Below are 17,370 nucleotides of genomic sequence, written 5' to 3'. Positions count from 1 at the left end.
CGCCTTCACCCGGACATGACCGGAGAGGCATCCATCCGTCGGATGAGCAGCACACCTCCTGAACCGAAGTCCGACGTGCCGCCCGCCGAAGTGCGACACCCCGAACCAACGGCCGCCGCACCGGGCGTACTTGCCGACGACACGACGGCAGACCCCGCCTGCGGGGACGACCCGTACACCGATTACGAACCCCTCTGATCCCGGCCCGATCGGGTCCGAACGCGACGAAAAGGGTGCTCCTTGCTGTCCCCCTTGCTGTCCTCCTTGCTGTCCTCAAGACGTGCGCGCGTACGCGCACCCCTCTCTCTTCTCATAGCCGGCTGTCTCGGCGTCGGAGCTCTCGCCGCGATACCACCGGCCACCGCCGCCGCGGCCACCCCCACTTCCTCGGCCTCCTCAGACGCCGGCTCCTCCAAGGCCTCCGACCTGCTCAACGCCGTGCCGCAGGACAACGTCCCGCAGAACTACGTCCCGGCCGGCTGCAACAACCCGAGCGTCAAGGACGGCGTGGCCCAGTGCTTCGCCGACGTACGCACCGCCTCCGACCACATCGTCCGGCCGCAGGCGACCGCGCCCCCGTCCACGGCGCTGGCCCCGGCCGACATCCAGGCGGCTTACAGCCTTCCCGCCGGTGGCGAGGGCAGGACGGTCGCGATCGTCGATGCGTACGGCAACTCCCACGCCGAGGCCGACCTGGCCGAGTACCGCGAGCACTACGGGCTGCCCGAGTGCACCACCGCCAACGGCTGCTTCCGCAAGGTCGACCAGAACGGCGGCACGGACTACCCCGCCGACGACGCGGGCTGGGCACTGGAGACCGCGCTCGACCTCGACGCCGTCTCCGCCGCCTGCCCGGCGTGCGACATCCTTCTGGTGCAGGGGGATTCGGCGACTCTGGACGACCTGGGCACCGCGGTCGACACCGCCGTACGCCTGGGCGCCAAGTACGTCTCCAACTCCTACGGACTGCCCGGCGAGGGTGCCTTCCAGACCGCGTACGACCACCACTACGACCATCCCGGTGTGGCCGTGGTCGCGTCCACCGGCGACACCGGCCATGTCCAGAACTGGCCCGCCACCAACCCCAACGTGGTGGCCGCCGGCGGTACCCGGCTGACCCGCGCCGAGGACACCGAGCGCGGCTGGACGGAGTCCGCCTGGGCCTCCGGCGGATCGGGCTGCTCGCTGTACGAGGCCCAGCCCGCCTATCAGAGGGGGCTCGGCACCGGCTGCGACACCCGGGCGACGGCTGACGTCTCCGCGGTCGCCGACCCGGCGACCGGCCTGGCCGTGTACAGCACGGTGGGCCGGGACGGCTGGCTCCAGGTCGGCGGCACCAGCCTCTCCGCGCCGCTCATCGCGGCGATGTACGCGCTGGCGGGCACCCCCGTCGAGGACACCTACCCGGTGACCTACCCGTACATCAACGCCTCCGCGCTGACCGATGTCACGACAGGTTCCAACGACGACTGCTCAACGGTGACCTGCACCGCCGGCGAAGGCTGGGACGGCCCGACCGGTCTCGGCACCCCGGTCGGCGTGTCCGCGCTGGCCTTCGGCGTCCATGGAACGCTGTCCGGACGAGTCACCGACAGCGAGTCCGGCGCCCCGCTCGCCGGTGCGGGGCTGGCCATCTCCGAAGAGGGGACGGACGGCCGGGAGTACCGGGTCACCACCGACGCCGACGGCGCGTACAGCCTCCCCGTCGCGGTGGGCGACTACCGGATCACCGCCACCGACTTCGGCTACCGGGAGATCACCCGCTCCGGGGTGAGTGTCGCCGAGAGCCAGAGCACCACCGCCGACCTGGCCCTGGTGAAGCTGCCCACCCGCACGGTGTCCGGCACGGTGAAGGACGGCAGCGGGCACGGCTGGCCCCTGTACTCGAAGATCACCATCGACGGCTATCCGAACGGCGCCCTCTACACCGACCCCTACACCGGCAAGTACAGCGTGGAGCTTCCGGAGAATTCCACCTACGACGTCCACGTGGCCCCGGTCTACCCCGGCTACCGCAGCACGGACCTGAGTGTCCCCGTGGGCACGACCGACGTACGTACCGACGTCGCGCCTGACGTGGACCTGGCGGCCTGTGTCGCGCCCGGCCACGCCTATCCGGCCGAGACCGGTTTCGAGGGCTGGACCGGCACCACGCCGGAGCACGGCTGGACCGTCGTCAATCACGGGACGGACGGCGCCGCCTGGGACTTCGCCGACAAGTCGGTGTGGAACTTCACGGGCGGAACCGGGAACTGGGCCTCCGCGAACCCCTACGGCCGGGGCGGTGTCCCGGAAGACACCGAACTCGTCTCACCTGTCTTCAGCCTGGTGGGCCAGAACTCACCCGTCCTGGGCTTCGACGCCGCCTACGCCGCCGGCAAGGACTCGGTGGCCGACGTCGACCTCAGCCTCGACTCGGGCGCGACGTGGACCACGGTGTGGCACCGGGACACGGCCGAGTACCTGGGCCACGCCGAGGTTCCCCTGCCCCAGGCGGCAGGCGCGAAGCACGTGAAGGTGCGCTTCCACTACTCCGGCAGCGGCCTGTCGCTCTGGCAGCTCGACACCGTCACCGTCGGCTCCTGCGCCGCCGTGAGCGGAGGCATCGTCGCCGGACAGGTCGTCGACGGCAACACGGGCGACGCCATCACGCCTGCCACCGTCACCGACACCGCCGACCGCTACGCGACGGCGACCACCGTCGCGACCCCCGACGACCTGGCGCTGGCCGACGGCTACTACTGGCTGTTCAGCGAGCCCACCGGACGTCACACGTACCGGACGGCCGCCGCCCGCTACTCCACCTCGACCGGCACCCTCACCACGCGGCCGGACAAGGTCAACCGGTTCGACCGCACGCTCAAGGCGGGCCGCCTGGCGGTGAGTTCGGACGCCCTCTCCGTCAGCGAGACGCTCGGCGGATCAGGCAGCAGGAAGGTCACCTTCACCAACAAGGGCCAGGCGCCGCTGCACGTCAACCTCGGTGAGCAGAGCACCGGTTACACCTCACCGGACGGCACCCCCACCACCACGTCGGACTCCTCGGAGGGCACCCCGACACTGCGTGTCAAGGGCAACTACGCACCCGGACCGATGAGTTCCACCTCCTCGGCCTCGAAGAGCACGCCGAGCGACCTGCCGGCCACAGCAGCGGCAGCAGGAGCGGCGTCGACCGGGCCCTGGACCGGTATCGCCGACTACCCCGAGCCCGTCATGGACAACGCGGTGGGCACCTACCAGGGCAAGGTCTACTCCGTCGCCGGAATCTCCGCTCTCTTCGGCGGGGAGTTCCTCAGCCGCGGCTATGTGCACGACCCGTCCACCGACGCCTGGACGCCCATCGCGGACCTCCCCGAGGCTCTGGAGTCACCCGGCGGGGCGTTCATCAACGGGACCATGTACGTCGCCGGCGGCTGGGCCGCGGACGGTGCCCGCGCCTCGCTCTACGCGTACCACCCCACCACCGACACCTGGACCCGCCTCACCGATCTGCCCCAGGCGGTCGGCATGCCCAATGTGACCGTCCTCGACGGCAGCCTGTATGTCATCGGAGGCTGCACCGGATCCGGCTGCAACGACATGGTCAGCACCGTCTACCGGTACACCCCGGCCACCGACACCTGGACCCGCCTCGTGGACTACCCGTTCCCCATGGAACGCGCGGCCTGCGCCGGCATCACCGGTGAACTGGTCTGCGCCGGGGGCCTCTCGGGCAGCGACGCAAAGGAGGAGACCTACCGCTACAGCCCCTCCGCCGACACCTGGACCCGTGCGGCCGACATGCCCGACCCGCGCTGGGGCGCCATCGCCAGTGGGAACGACGGCAGGCTCCAGTCCGTCGGCGGCATCGCCGCACGGGACGCGGTCAACACCGTCGTCGAATACGACCCGGTGTCCAACACCTGGTCCGACCTGCCCAACACCACCTCCACCGTCTTCAGGGCCGGCGGCGGCTGCGGGATCTACCGCGTCGGCGGCATGATCTCGCTCTCCGAGGCCGCCTCCTCGGCCGAGGTCCTGCCCGGGCACGACCAGTGCGACGGCGACGACGTCACCTGGCTGTCGACGGACCGGACCTCGTTCGACCTCGCCCCCGGCCGCTCCACCACGGTCACCGTCCGCACGGACGCCTCCGCCGTCGCCACGGCCGGCACCTACACCGCGCGGCTCACCTACAGCACCGACGGCCCCTACGCCGGAGCATCGGTCAAGGTCAGCCTCACGGTCACGATCCCGCGGACCTGGGGCCATCTCTCCGGAACGATCACCGACAAGCGCACGGGAGCGCCGCTCGCCGGGGCCACCGTCCAGATCTGCCCGGCGGCACACGCCGGAGCGACCGGCTGCGACCGCCGCGCCCACACCGTACGCACGGTACGCACGGACTCCGACGGTCGCTACGACCTCTGGCTGGACGCCCGCACGGGCCCGCTGCGGATCACGGCCTCGGCCGCCGGCCACCGCCCGGCATCCAAGGAGGTGACCCTGCGGCCGGGCCGCGCCACGACGGCCGACCTGTCACTGACCGCGAACTGACCCCACCGCCACCGACTCACTTCGCCACTTCGCGCCCACCCAGATGCTGTGTCCGGGTGGGCGCATTTAACCAACCTTGCAAAAGCCCTGAGCCGACCGCCAGCTGGAAGTAATAAATTGGGAAATTTCGCGAACACTGCGCGGCTCAAGGTGGCTCAACGGAAGATCGAGCATGGATGCACGTATGGGCAATCCGGGTTCCGCCCGATACCAGGCGCCATGGCCGGGATATGCTTCCGGAATGGCTGGCTACCAGTAACTAGCGCAACCTCTTCTTCGTGTGTTAGTAGTAGATTTCATGAACGGAATGGACAAATGGGTCTTGGGGCTGGTGTTGTCGACGTTACGTCTCCAGAATTTGAGTCTGACCCTTACCGCTACTTCGCGGCGCTGCGAGATGAGCATCCACTGTATTATCACGAGGGGCTCGGCGCCTACTTTTTGAGCCGTCATGAGGACGTGGTCCGGGCACTGCGCGATCCGTTGTTCTCCACTGCTGCATATGAAAGTCGTCTGGGCCCGATAATGGGGGCGCCAGTGCTCGATCAGTACGAGGGCGCGGACCTTTCCCTCCGGCGGAAGCTTGCCATCAGGCCCTTCACCGGCAACGCACTGGACGAACATCGAAAGACCGTTCGGCGGCGAGTCGAGGGTCTCATCGATGAATGGCGCGCGCGTGGCCACGTCGACCTGGTGCGTGACTTCGCTGGCCAGTTCGCCATCCAGAGCATCTTGGATATTCTGGGGCTACCAGAGAAGGATGCCGAGCAGCTCACCGATTGGTATCGGGGCATCCTTGCCTACGCCGTCGCTGTTGAACTCGACGATGAGACAGCCACAGAAGGCGTCTCGTGCGGTAAGCAACTGGCGGAGTACCTCGACCCCATTATCGATTCCCGGCGCCGGTCCTCAGGCAGCGACGTCATCTCTGTCCTCGCGTCCGGGGATTTCGCCGAACTGGATTTGACGACCCCCGAGATCCGTGCTCTTTGCCTCAACATACTCATTGCGGCCGCCGAGCCGGCGGAAAAGGGTGTGGTCCTGCTCATCCATAATCTCATCGACCATCCCGAACAGGCCGATCAAATCCGAAGAGATCGCAGTCTGATTCCGCTTGCGATAGCGGAAACTCTCCGCTTCACTCCGCCGGTACATCTCGTTCCCAGGCGCACTACCACCGACATTCCGGTAAGTGGCGGAATTCTGCCGGGTGAGTCGACCGTCTTCTCCATGATTGCCGCGGCCAATCGCGACCCCAAGGTCTTTCGTCAACCGGATGAGTTCCGTATCGACAGGACTGAGCTTGGCGCCGACCGGGCTTTCACCGCTGCCGCCCGGCACGTCACCTTCGGGGCGGGACGCCACTTCTGCATCGGGGCCGGTTATGCGAGGATGACAATTGAAACAGCCGCCAATGCGCTCCTCGACGCTATGAGCAGTATTCGTTATCTTCCTGGCTTCGAATATACCGAGCATGGCCTTTACGCCCGTGGCCCTGCCTCGCTACGTCTGCTGTTCGAGCCGCGATAGAACGCCCGGGTATCAAGTGAACGCATTCACGGCAGCAGCGGGCGGAAACATTTCGAGTCCTGTTGAGGATGTCGATCGAGCAGACGGCACATACTCCTGAGCGCGCGCAAGCGGCTGCACATAACCAACATGTTTTGTGCCATGAGGAGCTAGGAGGCAGTATTTGATGTCCCACTCTTCCGATGTGAGCTTTGCCCACGTACCTGGCCTTGCCGATGTCGAGGCCGAAGTCGTAGGCGCGACGGCCCCGCAGGTGAAGTGGCTGTTACCGGAGTGGGAGGACAACCTGGTGCTCGATCACGGCATCATCGGAGTCAGCCCCTTCAACAGCTACTTCAGCCAGGAGCGAATACACCACTTAGCTCACTGGGCTTTGAAGACTTTTTCCCACGTAAATTTCGTGCTCCCCGGAGCCGAGGAGGCCTCCTACAATCTGATCGCGCGAGGTTGGCCGGAGGGAAAGGCCAGGAGGAAGTGTCGTAACATCGTCGGAAGCCTCCACAGGAAGGTGATCACTGCTCTTTCCGCAGCAGGCGTCTCCGATCCATCGGCGATGATTCAGGAATTCTCCGAGCTGGCTGACAATTCGGTGTACCGAAGAATTCGCGATGAGGCGGACATACTGTTCGCCGAAGACGACTGGTTCCGGAGCTACTGCCTCGAGATCGCCACGGAGACCCTACTTCGCCGCGATCCGGAAACCGCTCGAATTACAACCGAGCAGGCCGCGATCGCCGCACAATATTTCCTGGCCGAAATCCCGGTGCTGGTTGCCGGTAATGAGATCTACGGCAAAGGGACATCCACCGTCTGCTATCACAGAGAGGTCCCCTTCGTAGCGCTCTATCTCGCCAACCGCCTTCCCTGGCCCGCCACACTGTCCCAACGCTTTGCCGTCGTAGAACACTCTCTGGGATGTGATTGATATGAGCGATAAAACTCGCGATAGTGTGAACGCCCCTCAACAAGATTCAAACGAGCAGCAGGCCCAATTAGCGGCGCTTCGGGTCCTTGAATTGGCCACCAGTTTCTTGGCCTTCCAGGCCACGCATGTCGCAGCCCGACTCGCACTCGCCGACCACATCTGGAACGGCCACACGACCAAATCCCAGCTGGCGCAGATCACCCAGTGCGATTCTGACACCCTGGAGCGGCTGCTGCTGACTCTCATCGAGCTGGGGCTGCTCAGGTGCGACGAATCAACCGGGGATTTCGAGCTTACCGACGCTGGACACATCCTCAGGGAGGACTCGCCGTTCTCGTTGAAGAACTACGTGCTCTGTCAGGGTGTTGCGTCCTACCCGGCGGCGGCTCACCTGGAGGAGAGCATCCGTACCGGAGAACCGGCCGCACCCGGAATTGACATATTCTCGCAGCTGAGGGAAAACCCCTCCCTACTCGCGATCTTCACCCGAGCCATGGCGGACTTCGTCCACGCATTCAAAATGCCGACGGTGGGAGCGTTCGACTTCTCCAACGCCAACACCGTCGTCGACCTCGGAGGGGGTTCGGGCGTCCTGCTCCAGGCGATACTCGAAAAGAACAGTCATCTGCGAGGAGTACTGTTCGAGCTGCCGGAGGTCGCGAAACTGGCAACCGCCAAACTGGCGGATGCCGAGATACTCAAGAGGTGCGACATCGTCGGCGGCGATATCTTTACCGACCCGCTCCCTGTCGGTGACGTGTACGTTCTGTCGGCGGTCCTGCATTGCTTCGGTGACGAGGAGGCGGCCAAGCTGCTCACCCAGGTTCGGGAAAGTCTTCCCGCCACCGGCCACCTGCTCATCCTGGAGGCCGTACGGCCGAGTGATTCCAGCCTGCGGGTAGCAAGGCTGCTGGACCTTCACATGCTCAGCATCGCCGGTGGTCGCGAGCGGACCGAGGCACAATTCGCGGCTTTGCTCTCCCAGGCCGGCCTTTCGATATCGGCTATCTACCCGGGAGACTCGTCACCTATTTCACTGCTGGTCGCAGAACCGGCGGCGTCGGTGTAAACGTACTCTTCGGAATAGCCGCCAGGCAGGCCGGGGCCGATACGCCACCGACAGTCAACGGCTACACCTACTCCTGGACGGTCAACGCCGCCGACATCACCGGCTCGTCGGACTTCGTCAGCTTCCAGGGCGAGGGCTACGGGCCCCTGACCAACATCTGCACAAACAAGTGAGCTGACCTACCGGCGTCGAAGCGGGCGGGTACGCCATGGTCACCCCGGCCCGGGCATCCGCCGGGGCCATGCTCGCCGACGGCTCGAGCGCTGCCGTGGTCGGATCTGACGTGGCTGCGGGCGTGGGCACCGGCGACTCGTCGGTCGGGACGGCGGCCGTTTCGTCCGCGAGGGCGGCGTCTCCTCCATCCATCGGCTGACCCGGCGGATGGAGGAGACGCCGCGCCGCCTACGACCGCACCGCGACCGAACCCTTCACGGTCGCGGACTTTCCCGCGTGGTCGGCGGCCCGTGCGGTCAGGGTCCAGCGGTACGTCCCCGTGGGGACCTTCCTGCCGCCCGGGCCGATGCCGTCCCACGTCGCGGAGATCTTGCCTGCGGCCCGACCGCCGGTGAGGGTACGGACGGTCTTTCCACTGGCGGCGGAGACGATCGTCAGCTTCCAGCTCGCCGCCGGCTTCGACAGGTGCCACACCCCCGTGTACGTGCTGCCGGCCGCGCGCAGATCCACGCGTGCGGGGCTGTCGGTCGCGATGACGGCCAGGGGAGAGGTGGTCACCCGCGGCCATTTGACCGTCACGTCCCCCGCTTCGGTGAGGTAGGCCAGGGGGCCGCCGAACCGGTCCACGGCCCAGAACCGCCCACGCCGGTCGGCGGGTTCGCCCACCTGGTTCGTCAACGGAGCCAGGTCGCTGGTGCCCACGCGCGCGGCCGGAACCGCGCCCGGGAAGTAGGTGATGCTCAGCCTGGCCGTCGCATCGTTCTGGCTGACGAGGTAACCGTCGGCCAGTTGCGCGTAGCCGGACGGCACCTTGATCACGCGCTTCGTGATGCGGTCGTAGACACCGGCCTTCTTGGCGGGACCGCAGGACCAGTAGATCCACCGGCCCACCACCTGGATCTCCTCGGGTACGCAGGGTGCGCCCACGGACACGGCGGAGCCGAGCGCCTTCATCGACGGCAGGGACACCGCGGTGACGGTGCCGCTCCTGGTGCCCGCGCTCCACAGTTGGCTGCCCCAAAGGGAAGCCGCGTGCCAACGGTCGGTGTGGCTCAGCGCCTTGGTCCCGTCGAGGACGTACTGGAACCGTGAGTCGGGGCGCTGAACGCTGTACCTGCCGGATGCCGACAGCGTGGGTGCGTAGTTGCTCTGGGGAGTCCGCACTACGTCGCCTTCCCCGGTGCCGACCAGCCGCAGGCACTGCCCGGTGCACTGCGCGTCGTACGCGGGGTCTTCGTCCGCCGGGTGCCTTCCGAGGTCGCCGACGTTCCGCGGGGGCGTGGCGTTCAGCGTGCCACTCGCCGTCAGCGACAGGGAGGAACCGGAAAGATACGTGGTCGCGCGGGAGGCGTCGCTCGGTAGGTGCAGCGTGCCGGCCCGGAGTTGTCCCTGGTCGACCGCGACACCGCCCACGTCGTACGTGGTCTGCCGGGGCAGCGGTACGTGTACGCCGACGACCGGGGCCCCGTCGGTGCCGAGGGCGATGCGCCGAACCGCCCAGTCGTCCGGACCCGTGCCGCCCACGGTATAGACGGCGCCGTCCGCACCTGTGACAGGGCTGTGGCCGCTGGCCTGCGGCAGCAGGGTGCGGGCCGCGCCGCCCGCGGCAGGCTGGGCCACGAGCTCGTCTTCGCCATTGGGGTATATCGCCCAGTTGCCCAGCAACGTCAAATTGACGTTGGAATCCACCTTGAGCAGGGGTCGGGGCCCGTCCGGATGGTCGCGGTCGACGAGGTAGGACTTGAAATCGGCGTCGTAGGTGGTCTCGTACAGAACCGTCGTGGCGCTGAGCGACAGCAGGTTCAACTTGGAGGTGCCCTCGTCGGGCACCACGGCCAGGCGGCGGGTCGCGAAGTCCAGCAGCGTCTGGATACCGGACGGGCCTCCGAAGGTGATCGCCGCTCCGCGGGCGTCCATCCGGACCTTGGTGATGGTTCCCGGCAGGTTGTCCGGGACACCGGCCACCGTCCGATCGACCGGCCGGCCACCGGCCGCGGGGATCTCCAGCAGATGCAGCGTCCACTTACCGGCTGTCTTCCGCTGCGTCAGCAGGCGGTTCTCGGCGATCACCGTGGTGGCGGTGTCGCCGGCCGGCAGGTCGAACTGCACCACCTTGCCGGTGTCGTAGTTCCGGATCCGGTAGGTGCGGGTGGTGCCGACCCGCTCCAGGGCGAAGCGACCATTGACGGCCCACAGGGTGTCGTCGTGGGCGGGCTCGAAAATGACGGGCCTGGGCAGGCCGTTCACGTATGTACCGTCCGGCCGCTCCCATGTGTACGCCGCCGATGGGCTGTTCCCGGTGCCGTAGGACAGGACGCCGGCAGCATCGGCGCTGACCGGTGCCGCCGGCTTCGTCAGCGGTCCCGGTTTCCCCTTGAGGGTGACCGACGGCATCGCCGCGCGGTCCGCGACCGCGGCCCCCGACCCTCCTGCGGTTCCAGCCTCCGCCGACGGCAGCAGCCCCGCCCCGACCGCCAGTACCGCCAACGCCAAAACAGCCCCTGAACCGGCCTTTCGCCGTCCTCGCTGACGTCTTTCCCGCATCGTGGCCCCCCGTTCCTGATCGGTTGATCACTTGAATCCGACGTGTGATCGCTGAACATCACGGACGGTGGCCGGCCACCGTGCCGATCAATCTGACGACCGATCCCGTCGAAAAGTTGTACGGGGGATGGGGATGGGGACGGGGACGACAGGCGGGCCGGTCCGGCTACGGAGCCGTCGTGCCCCCGGGCGTGGCGGCGTCCCCGGTTCCGATCGTCGGTGAGGTGATCGCCGCTGTGGTCGGATCTGACGTGGCCGCGGGCGACGGCACCGGCGACTCGTCGGTCGTGACGTCGGACGTTTCACGGGGCGCCTGGCTGGGGGAGTTGAACTCCTCGGTGGGTTCTTCGGCCGGGGTGCCGGGGTCGGTGGTGCCGGGAACGGACGGCTGCGGTGTGGCGGGCGTGGGCGCGGCCGTGGGCGAGCCGTCGGCGGGGGGTGCCGACGGGCTGGTCGCGGCGGGCGGGGCCTGGGGGACCGTGGGGGAGCGGGGGCTCTCGGCCGTGGTCAGGTTGAGGGGGAGGGCGATGAGGGCGGCGACGGCGCAGACCATGCCCACTCCGGCCGCGGTACGGGTGCGCCGGCGGCGGGTCGCGGTACGGCGGATCTCCTCGAAGCGGCCCAGGGGTGCGCCCAGGTAGGCGGGGGCGGGGCCGAGGAGGACCAGGAGGGGGTCGTCGGGGTCGTGGTCGGAGGCGGTGGGGTCGATCGGTCCGAAATCCGGGTCTTCGTCGTCGTCAAAGCGTGTGGTCAAGACTTTTCCTCAGGTGGGCGCGGAGTTGTTCACGGGCCGCGTGGAGGTCGGCCTTGATGGTTCCTTCCTTACGTCCGGTCAGTGCGGACACTTCCCGGATGGGCATGTCAGCGTAGTAGTGGAGGAGGATCGGGACGCGCAGTCGTTCCGGCAGCGACTGCACCAGCAGACGGACGGACGGGTCCGACGGCTCGGTGTGGGTGCGCAGCGCCGCTTCCGTGGTCACGTGCCGCATGGCCCTGCGCTCACGTTCCATTTTGCGCCAGTGGTCCCGGACGATGTTGGCCGCCGTCACATAGAGGAAGCCGCGCGGCTCCTCGACCGACGTCCAGCGGGCCCACAGGCGGGTGAACGCCTCCGAGGCGATCTCGTGGGCCGTCTCGTCGTCGTCGACAAGACGGCGGCACCAGCCGGCCAGGCGCGGATAGAGGGCGGCGAACAGCTCGGACGCTGCCTTGTCGCGGGACCGTTTCAACGCTCTCCATGGTGCTGTTGCCACGGGTGTGGCACTCGTGGGGGAGGACGGCGGGCCGGCGGCGTACGTTCCGCCGGCCCGCCGTCCTTTGTGCTCCAGTGTGCTCACGGGGCGTTCACGGGGCCGTGGACGACGTCAGCGCGGCGAAGACGATCACGTTGTCGAGGTAGCCGTCCTCGTCCTTGGGGCCGCCGCAGGTGATGAGACGAAGCTCCGGACGGTCCACGTTCCCGTAGACGTCGGCCGTCGGGAAGTTGGCCTTGGCCACCGTCCGCAGGGAGGTGACCGTGAACTCCGCCCCGGTGCCGTTCTCCAGGCGCGCGACGATCTTCTCGCCCCGGCGCAGCCGCGAGAGGTCGTGGAAGACACCGTCCCCGTACGCGCCGACCGTGACATGCCCGAGGATCACCGACGGGCCGGTCTGACCCGGCGTCGGCGAGTGCTCGTACCAGCCGGCCTGGTCGTGATCGCTGATCGGAGGGACCTGCACCGTGCCGTCGGACGCCAGTCCCAGCCGCATGACCGGGGTGTCGACCCCGAGGGCCGGGATGCTGAGTCGGACCGGGGCCGAACGGCCCACCGCCCGCGCGGACTTGGCGGAGGTGTGCCGGCCGTCGGTCGACTGCGGTGGCGGGGAGGAGGCGTCGGGGCTCGGGGTCCCTGTCGTCCGTACGCCCTCGCCGCCGGAGGAACAGCCCACGAGCAGCGAGGCGGCGGCAGCCGTGGCTCCCGTACCGAACGCGCGCCTGGAGAGCACGGTCACGCCCCGGTCGCCCGCCGACGGCGTACGACGAACAGCGAGGCGCCGGCCACGGCGAACGCGGCGGCGGCGCCCCCGCCGATCAGTGTCCCCGGCGTGCCGGAGTCCGTCGACGTCTGCGTCACCCCGGTGTTGGGCGCGCCGGCCGGAACCTCGGCGACCTGGGACGGGCTGGACCAGGTGGTGGGGGCCTCGCCGGCCACGGGGTCGGCCCCCTCGGACGGTGCCTGGGTCGGTTCGGCGCTCGGCTCCGGGGTGGCCTCGGTCGGCGCGACGCTGGGGGCCGGGGTGGTCGAGCTCGTCCCGTCGGCGAACGCGGGGGCGGTGCCCGCGAGTACGGCGGTGGCCGCGAGTGCCACGGCGCTGAGGACGGTACGGCGCACGGTACGGCGCATGGAATGGCTCTCTTTCGTCGTCCGCCCCGAACCGCGCCCGGAAGAGGGCGGGTTGGGCTGGGCGGGCTGAGTGACGGATCGTGTGGAGAGACGACCCGGCGCCCGGACGGGTTGTAAAGAGATGGCAAAGTCGTGAGAGGGGGTGTGGTGCGGGTCGGGTCCTTCGCACCGGCTCTGCGCGTACGCCGCAGGTTTACCCATGGGTACGCCGCAGGTTTACCCGCACTCGTACGAGCGCGGGATGGCATCGAATGCGTCGAATGCCAGGCTCTCCCCATGAAATCGCAACGCAGAAATCGACGTCTCCTGGCCGCGTCCATCACCGCCGGCGTGATGACCCTCGCCACCCTGGCGACGGCGAGTCCCGCCTCCGCCAGTGCGAGAGTCTGCGGAAACGGTGGGTCCGCCTCCCTGGGGTACTGGGAGGTCTGCTACGAGATCATCGGTGACGGCCTGTACGTCGAGCAGGTCACAGGAAGCGCCAGGCGAACCGACAGCAACAACGCGAAGTCGATCCACCTTGAATACCTCAAGGCCGGCCAGGTGCACTGGAAGAACGGCTCCCAGGTCACCACCAACAACTTCGCGGAAGTCAGTGTCCTCAACGGCTCCGTCTCGAGGGCGGGCGAATACTGCGCCGTGCTCTGGATCTACAGCGGCGGCGGCCATTACTACGGCGGTGAGGCCTGCATCTACGTCCACTGACCCGGGACATGGGCCGCCGACGCGCCCGGTCGCTATCCGCCCGGGGTCACGAGCCCTGATTCGTACGCGATCACCACGGCCTGTGCCCTGCTGTCCAGGTCCAGTTTGGTCATCGTGCGGTTGAGGTGGGTCTTGACGGTGGCCTCGCTGATGTAGAGGCGGTCGGCGATCTCCTGGTTGGACAGGCCGCGGGCGATCAGTTTCAGGACCTCCCGTTCGCGGGCGGTCAACGTGTCCAGGTCGGGGGGCAGTTCACAGGCGGTCTGGCGGGCGTACGCCTCCACCAGGCGGCGGGTGACGCTGGGGGCGAAGAGCGCGTCACCGCCGGCGACGGCACCCACGGCGGCGAGCAGCCGTTCGGGGCCGGAGTCCTTGAGGAGGAATCCGCAGGCTCCGGCGCGCAGTGCCCCGTAGACGTACTCGTCGAGGTCGAAGGTGGTCAGCATCAGGATCCGGGGCGGGGGGTCGCCGGCCTGGGCGAGGATGCGTTCGGTGGCCTCGATGCCGTTCATGCCGGGCATCCGGACGTCCATGAGGATCACCTCGGGGGCGGTCTCGGCGGCCAGCGTCACGGCTTCCGCGCCGTCGCTCGCCTCGCCGACGACCTCGATGCCGGGGGCGGCGCGCAGCAGGCCCGCCAGGCCGGCCCGGATGAGGAACTGGTCGTCCACGACGAGCACGGTGGTCATGTGGTGGTGTCGTCCCCCTGCTGTGCGGCCCGCGCGGAGGTCGGCAGGACCAGCCGCACGGCGAAGCCCCCTTGGTCCCGCGGGCCGATGTCGATCTGCCCGCCGTAGAGCTTGGCCCGCTCCCGCATGCCAGGCAAGCCGTGGCCGCCGCCGGTTCGTACTCTGGCTGGAATCACCCCCTCTCCGTTGTCCGTGACCGACACCGTCACCTGGTGCGGTTCGTACCTCAGCCGTACCCAGGCACTCGCGCCGGGCGCGTGTTTGAGGACGTTGGTGAGCGCCTCCTGCACCACCCGGTAGGCGCACAGTTCCACGCCGGGGGCCAGAGGGCGCTCGGTGCCCTCGACCGTCAGAGTGACCTCGGTGCCGCCGGTGCGGAGGCGCTCGGTCATCTCGCCGAGGCGGGCCAGGCCCGGCATCGGGCCGGCGGGGGCGCCGTCGCCGTCGGCGCGCAGCAGCATGAGCATGCGGCGCAGTTCGTCGAGGGCTTCCCTGCCGGTGGCTTCGATGCTGTCGAGCGCGGTGCGTGTGGTGTGGCGGTCGGTGTCGAAGACGAACCGGGCGAGACCGGCCTGTACGGAGATCACGGAGATGTGGTGGGCGACCACGTCGTGCAGTTCACGGGCGATCCGGCCGCGTTCCTCGGCCACCTCGCGCCGGGCCCGCGCGGCCTGTTCCCGGCGCAGCTGCCGGGCCAGCTCGGCCGAGCTGCGGGCGAGGACGCCGAAGCGCCACAGCACCGCCGGGTAGACCACGGCCTGTGCGGCGACGGACTCCCAGGCGTCGGTGTGGTTCACCGCGCCCGCGTAGATCCAGACCGCGCCCATCAGCGCGGCGCAGGGGACGGACACGCGCGGCGAGCGCTGGGAGGCGACGGTGTAGACGGCGAGCATGGGGCCGAAGCTGCACACCACGGGCCAGTAACCGGCGGTGATGTACACCAGCCACATCGCGTGCACGAGGCACCAGACCACCACCGGGGCCCGGCCGCGCAGCACGAGCGGCACATGGACCAGGACGACCAGCGCGTAGGCGGTCGCGTCGAGCGGATTCTGCCCCTGGCGCGCGGCCTCCGGCCCCAGCAGGAGGGCCACACCGGTCAGCGCCGCCACGATCAGCGCGTCGACGGCAGGAGGGCGGATCCGCATCGCAGCAGCCTAGGGCCGCACCCGGCGCACGGGCGTCAACCTTTCGCGGTACCGCGGAAGTCGCAGGAACCGGACGGCTACCACTCCGGGTCGACCCGGAGTGCCAACGAGCGCGGGACGACGCCACACGCGTCCCGCTCGTAGCGTCTGGGACCAGCACACGGATCCGACGAAGGGCAGGGCCGCACGACCGACGTCTTCACACCAACAGGGGGTTGCTATGTCCACGAACACGAGATCTGTCCGGCCCAGCACGGGGATGTGGCGCCGGGTGCTGGCCACGGCGGCGGTGCTGGCCACCACCGGCAGCGCGCTCACCGTCGCTTCGCAGCCGGCACAGGCGGCGCTGCCGCGACAACAGATCGCCGATCCCGTCCACTTCTGGAACGACGTCCTGCTCCAGGTCATCCGGCGTGAGGGTGGCGGACCGGGGCCGATGGCCCGTTCCGCGGCGATGCTGAACGCGGCGATCTACGACGCGGAGAGCTCGTACCAGCTGAAGTGGAAGGGCAAGATCACCTCGGAGCCGTACCTCTACGCCCACAAGTACGACGGCTGGGTCGAGGGTCCCGACGAAGAGGAACGGGTGATCGGCCGTACGGCGTACAACATCCTGCTGGGGCTGTACGGCAGGAACCAGACGCAGTTCCTCGACTCGAAGTTCCGTGAGCGCTTCGGCACCGAGCCCACCGCGTTCGATCTGCTCGACGTCACGGTTGTCAACCGCATGGTCACGCAGATGAGGGACGCGCGAAACGGCGACGGCTCCGACAACGACCAGGTGTACGTCGGCGACAACAAGCCGGGCGCGTGGCGGGCCACCAGCTACCCGGACATGCCCGATCCCTCGTGCGAACGCGACAGCCAGGCGGTCACACCGTTCTGGGGCCAGCTGAAGCCCTTCTCCCTCACCTCCGGCTCGCAGTTCCGCCCGGCGACCCCGGGCCTCTACGGGACGTACGAGAAGCTGCTGGCCAGCGACGCCTACAAGGCTCAGGTCGAGGCGGTGCGGTCGGCCGGCGCCGACAAACCGACCGCGCGTACGCCCGTCGTCAACCGGACCCCGGATCAGGAGGCGGCGGCCTGGTTCTGGGCCAACGATCTGGACGGCACCTACAAGCCGCCGGGCCAGCTGCTTCAGGCGACCCGGGAGGTCTCCTACGCCCGCAACCTGACCACCTACGAGAACGCCCGGCTGTTCGCGCTCGTCTCCCTCGCCATGGCGGACGCCGGGATCGCGGTACGGGACGTGAAGTTCCTGACACCGATCGACCTGTGGCGGCCGGTGTCCGCGATCCGGGAAGGCGGGCTCGACCCGGAGTGGAAGCCGCTGCTGAAAACCCGGGCGGGTGTGAACGTCAGCCCGTGCTTCCCGGCCTGGGCCTCGGGGCACGCGACGTTCGGCGCGGCCTGGGCAGGGGTGATGAAGCGCTACTTCGGCAGCGACAACATCGCCTTCGACATGACCACCGACGAGCCTCAGTCACCGGTGAAGACACGCCACTTCAACAGCTTCAGCGCGGCGGCCACCGAGGACGCCTACAGCAGGGTCTGGCTCGGCGTCCACTTCCCGTGGGACGCGGAGGACGGCCTCGTCCTGGGTGACAAGGTCGCAGCCCAGGTCTTCACCACGAAGTTGCGCGTGTTCTAGGCGGAAATCCTGGGT

The 17,370-nt window shown here is 68.5% G+C and carries 13 protein-coding genes; 6 read left to right on the top strand and 7 right to left on the bottom strand.

Features of this window, described 5'->3' with window-relative positions; translation table 11 throughout:
- Positions 1-240: 240 nt before the first annotated feature.
- The 4 genes from ACW4TU_RS19280 (at position 241) to ACW4TU_RS19265 (ending at position 8,060) form a co-directional block, all read left to right on the top strand.
- A complete protein-coding gene (locus ACW4TU_RS19280) occupies positions 241-4,536 on the top strand; it encodes a carboxypeptidase regulatory-like domain-containing protein (protein ID WP_457429149.1) in 4,296 nt (1,431 codons plus the stop codon).
- Between the two features lie 315 nt (positions 4,537-4,851).
- Positions 4,852-6,066 (top strand): cytochrome P450, encoded by a 1,215-nt coding sequence (locus ACW4TU_RS19275; RefSeq protein ID WP_457429147.1) that lies wholly within the window; start codon positions 4,852-4,854, stop codon positions 6,064-6,066.
- A gap of 166 nt (positions 6,067-6,232) precedes the next feature.
- Positions 6,233-6,991 carry a tRNA-dependent cyclodipeptide synthase gene (locus tag ACW4TU_RS19270; RefSeq protein WP_457429145.1) on the top strand — a complete coding sequence of 253 codons (759 nt, stop codon included), beginning with the start codon at positions 6,233-6,235 and terminating at the stop codon, positions 6,989-6,991.
- Positions 6,992-7,082: 91 nt separating this feature from the next.
- On the top strand, positions 7,083-8,060 hold the full coding sequence (locus ACW4TU_RS19265; RefSeq protein ID WP_457429144.1) for a methyltransferase: 978 nt from the start codon (positions 7,083-7,085) through the stop codon (positions 8,058-8,060).
- A gap of 402 nt (positions 8,061-8,462) precedes the next feature.
- Here the strand turns inward: ACW4TU_RS19265 and ACW4TU_RS19260 are convergent, their stop codons facing one another.
- The 5 genes from ACW4TU_RS19260 to ACW4TU_RS19240 all read right to left on the bottom strand — a co-directional run bounded on the left by ACW4TU_RS19260 (position 8,463) and on the right by ACW4TU_RS19240 (position 13,150).
- Positions 8,463-10,727 carry a FlgD immunoglobulin-like domain containing protein gene (locus tag ACW4TU_RS19260; RefSeq protein WP_457429142.1) on the bottom strand — a complete coding sequence of 755 codons (2,265 nt, stop codon included), beginning with the start codon at positions 10,725-10,727 and terminating at the stop codon, positions 8,463-8,465.
- A gap of 217 nt (positions 10,728-10,944) precedes the next feature.
- On the bottom strand, positions 10,945-11,532 hold the full coding sequence (locus ACW4TU_RS19255) for a hypothetical protein (RefSeq protein ID WP_457429140.1): 588 nt from the start codon (positions 11,530-11,532) through the stop codon (positions 10,945-10,947).
- Positions 11,516-12,007 (bottom strand): RNA polymerase sigma factor, encoded by a 492-nt coding sequence (locus ACW4TU_RS19250; RefSeq protein ID WP_329273216.1) that lies wholly within the window; start codon positions 12,005-12,007, stop codon positions 11,516-11,518. Before ACW4TU_RS19250 ends, ACW4TU_RS19255 begins: the two co-directional genes overlap by 17 nt.
- Before the next feature lie 115 nt (positions 12,008-12,122).
- The gene (locus tag ACW4TU_RS19245; protein ID WP_457429138.1) at positions 12,123-12,770 is read right to left on the bottom strand and encodes a class F sortase; all 648 of its coding nucleotides are present in this window, start codon (positions 12,768-12,770) and stop codon (positions 12,123-12,125) included.
- Positions 12,767-13,150 (bottom strand): sortase-dependent protein, encoded by a 384-nt coding sequence (locus ACW4TU_RS19240; protein WP_457430203.1) that lies wholly within the window; start codon positions 13,148-13,150, stop codon positions 12,767-12,769. Before ACW4TU_RS19240 ends, ACW4TU_RS19245 begins: the two co-directional genes overlap by 4 nt.
- Positions 13,151-13,438: 288 nt before the next feature.
- On the opposite strand from ACW4TU_RS19240, the gene ACW4TU_RS19235 reads away from it, so the two are divergent.
- A complete protein-coding gene (locus tag ACW4TU_RS19235; RefSeq protein WP_457429136.1) occupies positions 13,439-13,867 on the top strand; it encodes a hypothetical protein in 429 nt (142 codons plus the stop codon).
- 32 nt (positions 13,868-13,899) lie between these two features.
- On the opposite strand, the gene ACW4TU_RS19230 is transcribed toward ACW4TU_RS19235, so the two are convergent.
- On the bottom strand, positions 13,900-14,556 hold the full coding sequence (locus ACW4TU_RS19230) for a response regulator (RefSeq protein ID WP_457429134.1): 657 nt from the start codon (positions 14,554-14,556) through the stop codon (positions 13,900-13,902).
- Positions 14,553-15,704 carry a sensor histidine kinase gene (locus tag ACW4TU_RS19225; RefSeq protein WP_457429133.1) on the bottom strand — a complete coding sequence of 384 codons (1,152 nt, stop codon included), beginning with the start codon at positions 15,702-15,704 and terminating at the stop codon, positions 14,553-14,555. Before ACW4TU_RS19225 ends, ACW4TU_RS19230 begins: the two co-directional genes overlap by 4 nt.
- Before the next feature lie 220 nt (positions 15,705-15,924).
- Between ACW4TU_RS19225 and ACW4TU_RS19220 the strand changes: the two genes are divergently transcribed.
- Complete coding sequence (locus ACW4TU_RS19220) at positions 15,925-17,355, top strand: vanadium-dependent haloperoxidase (RefSeq protein WP_457429131.1); 1,431 nt, start codon at positions 15,925-15,927, stop codon at positions 17,353-17,355.
- Positions 17,356-17,370 lie beyond the last annotated feature (15 nt).

The sequence above is a fragment of the Streptomyces kryoterrae genome (genome assembly GCF_054072135.1).
The sequence above is the reverse complement of the archived record's forward strand: the minus strand, read 5'-3'. Positions and strand labels throughout refer to the sequence as shown.

What these genes read in the sequence shown, in the direction of transcription:
- ACW4TU_RS19275 (WP_457429147.1), top strand. Translation starts at nt 4,852, where the DNA reads ATGGGTCTTGGGGCTGGTGTTGTCGACGTTACGTCTCCAGAATTTGAG.
- ACW4TU_RS19270 (WP_457429145.1), top strand. Translation starts at nt 6,233, where the DNA reads ATGTCCCACTCTTCCGATGTGAGCTTTGCCCACGTACCTGGCCTTGCC.
- ACW4TU_RS19235 (WP_457429136.1), top strand. Translation starts at nt 13,439, where the DNA reads ATGAAATCGCAACGCAGAAATCGACGTCTCCTGGCCGCGTCCATCACC.
- ACW4TU_RS19230 (WP_457429134.1), bottom strand. Translation starts at nt 14,556, where the DNA reads ATGACCACCGTGCTCGTCGTGGACGACCAGTTCCTCATCCGGGCCGGC.
- ACW4TU_RS19225 (WP_457429133.1), bottom strand. Translation starts at nt 15,704, where the DNA reads ATGCGGATCCGCCCTCCTGCCGTCGACGCGCTGATCGTGGCGGCGCTG.
- ACW4TU_RS19220 (WP_457429131.1), top strand. Translation starts at nt 15,925, where the DNA reads ATGTCCACGAACACGAGATCTGTCCGGCCCAGCACGGGGATGTGGCGC.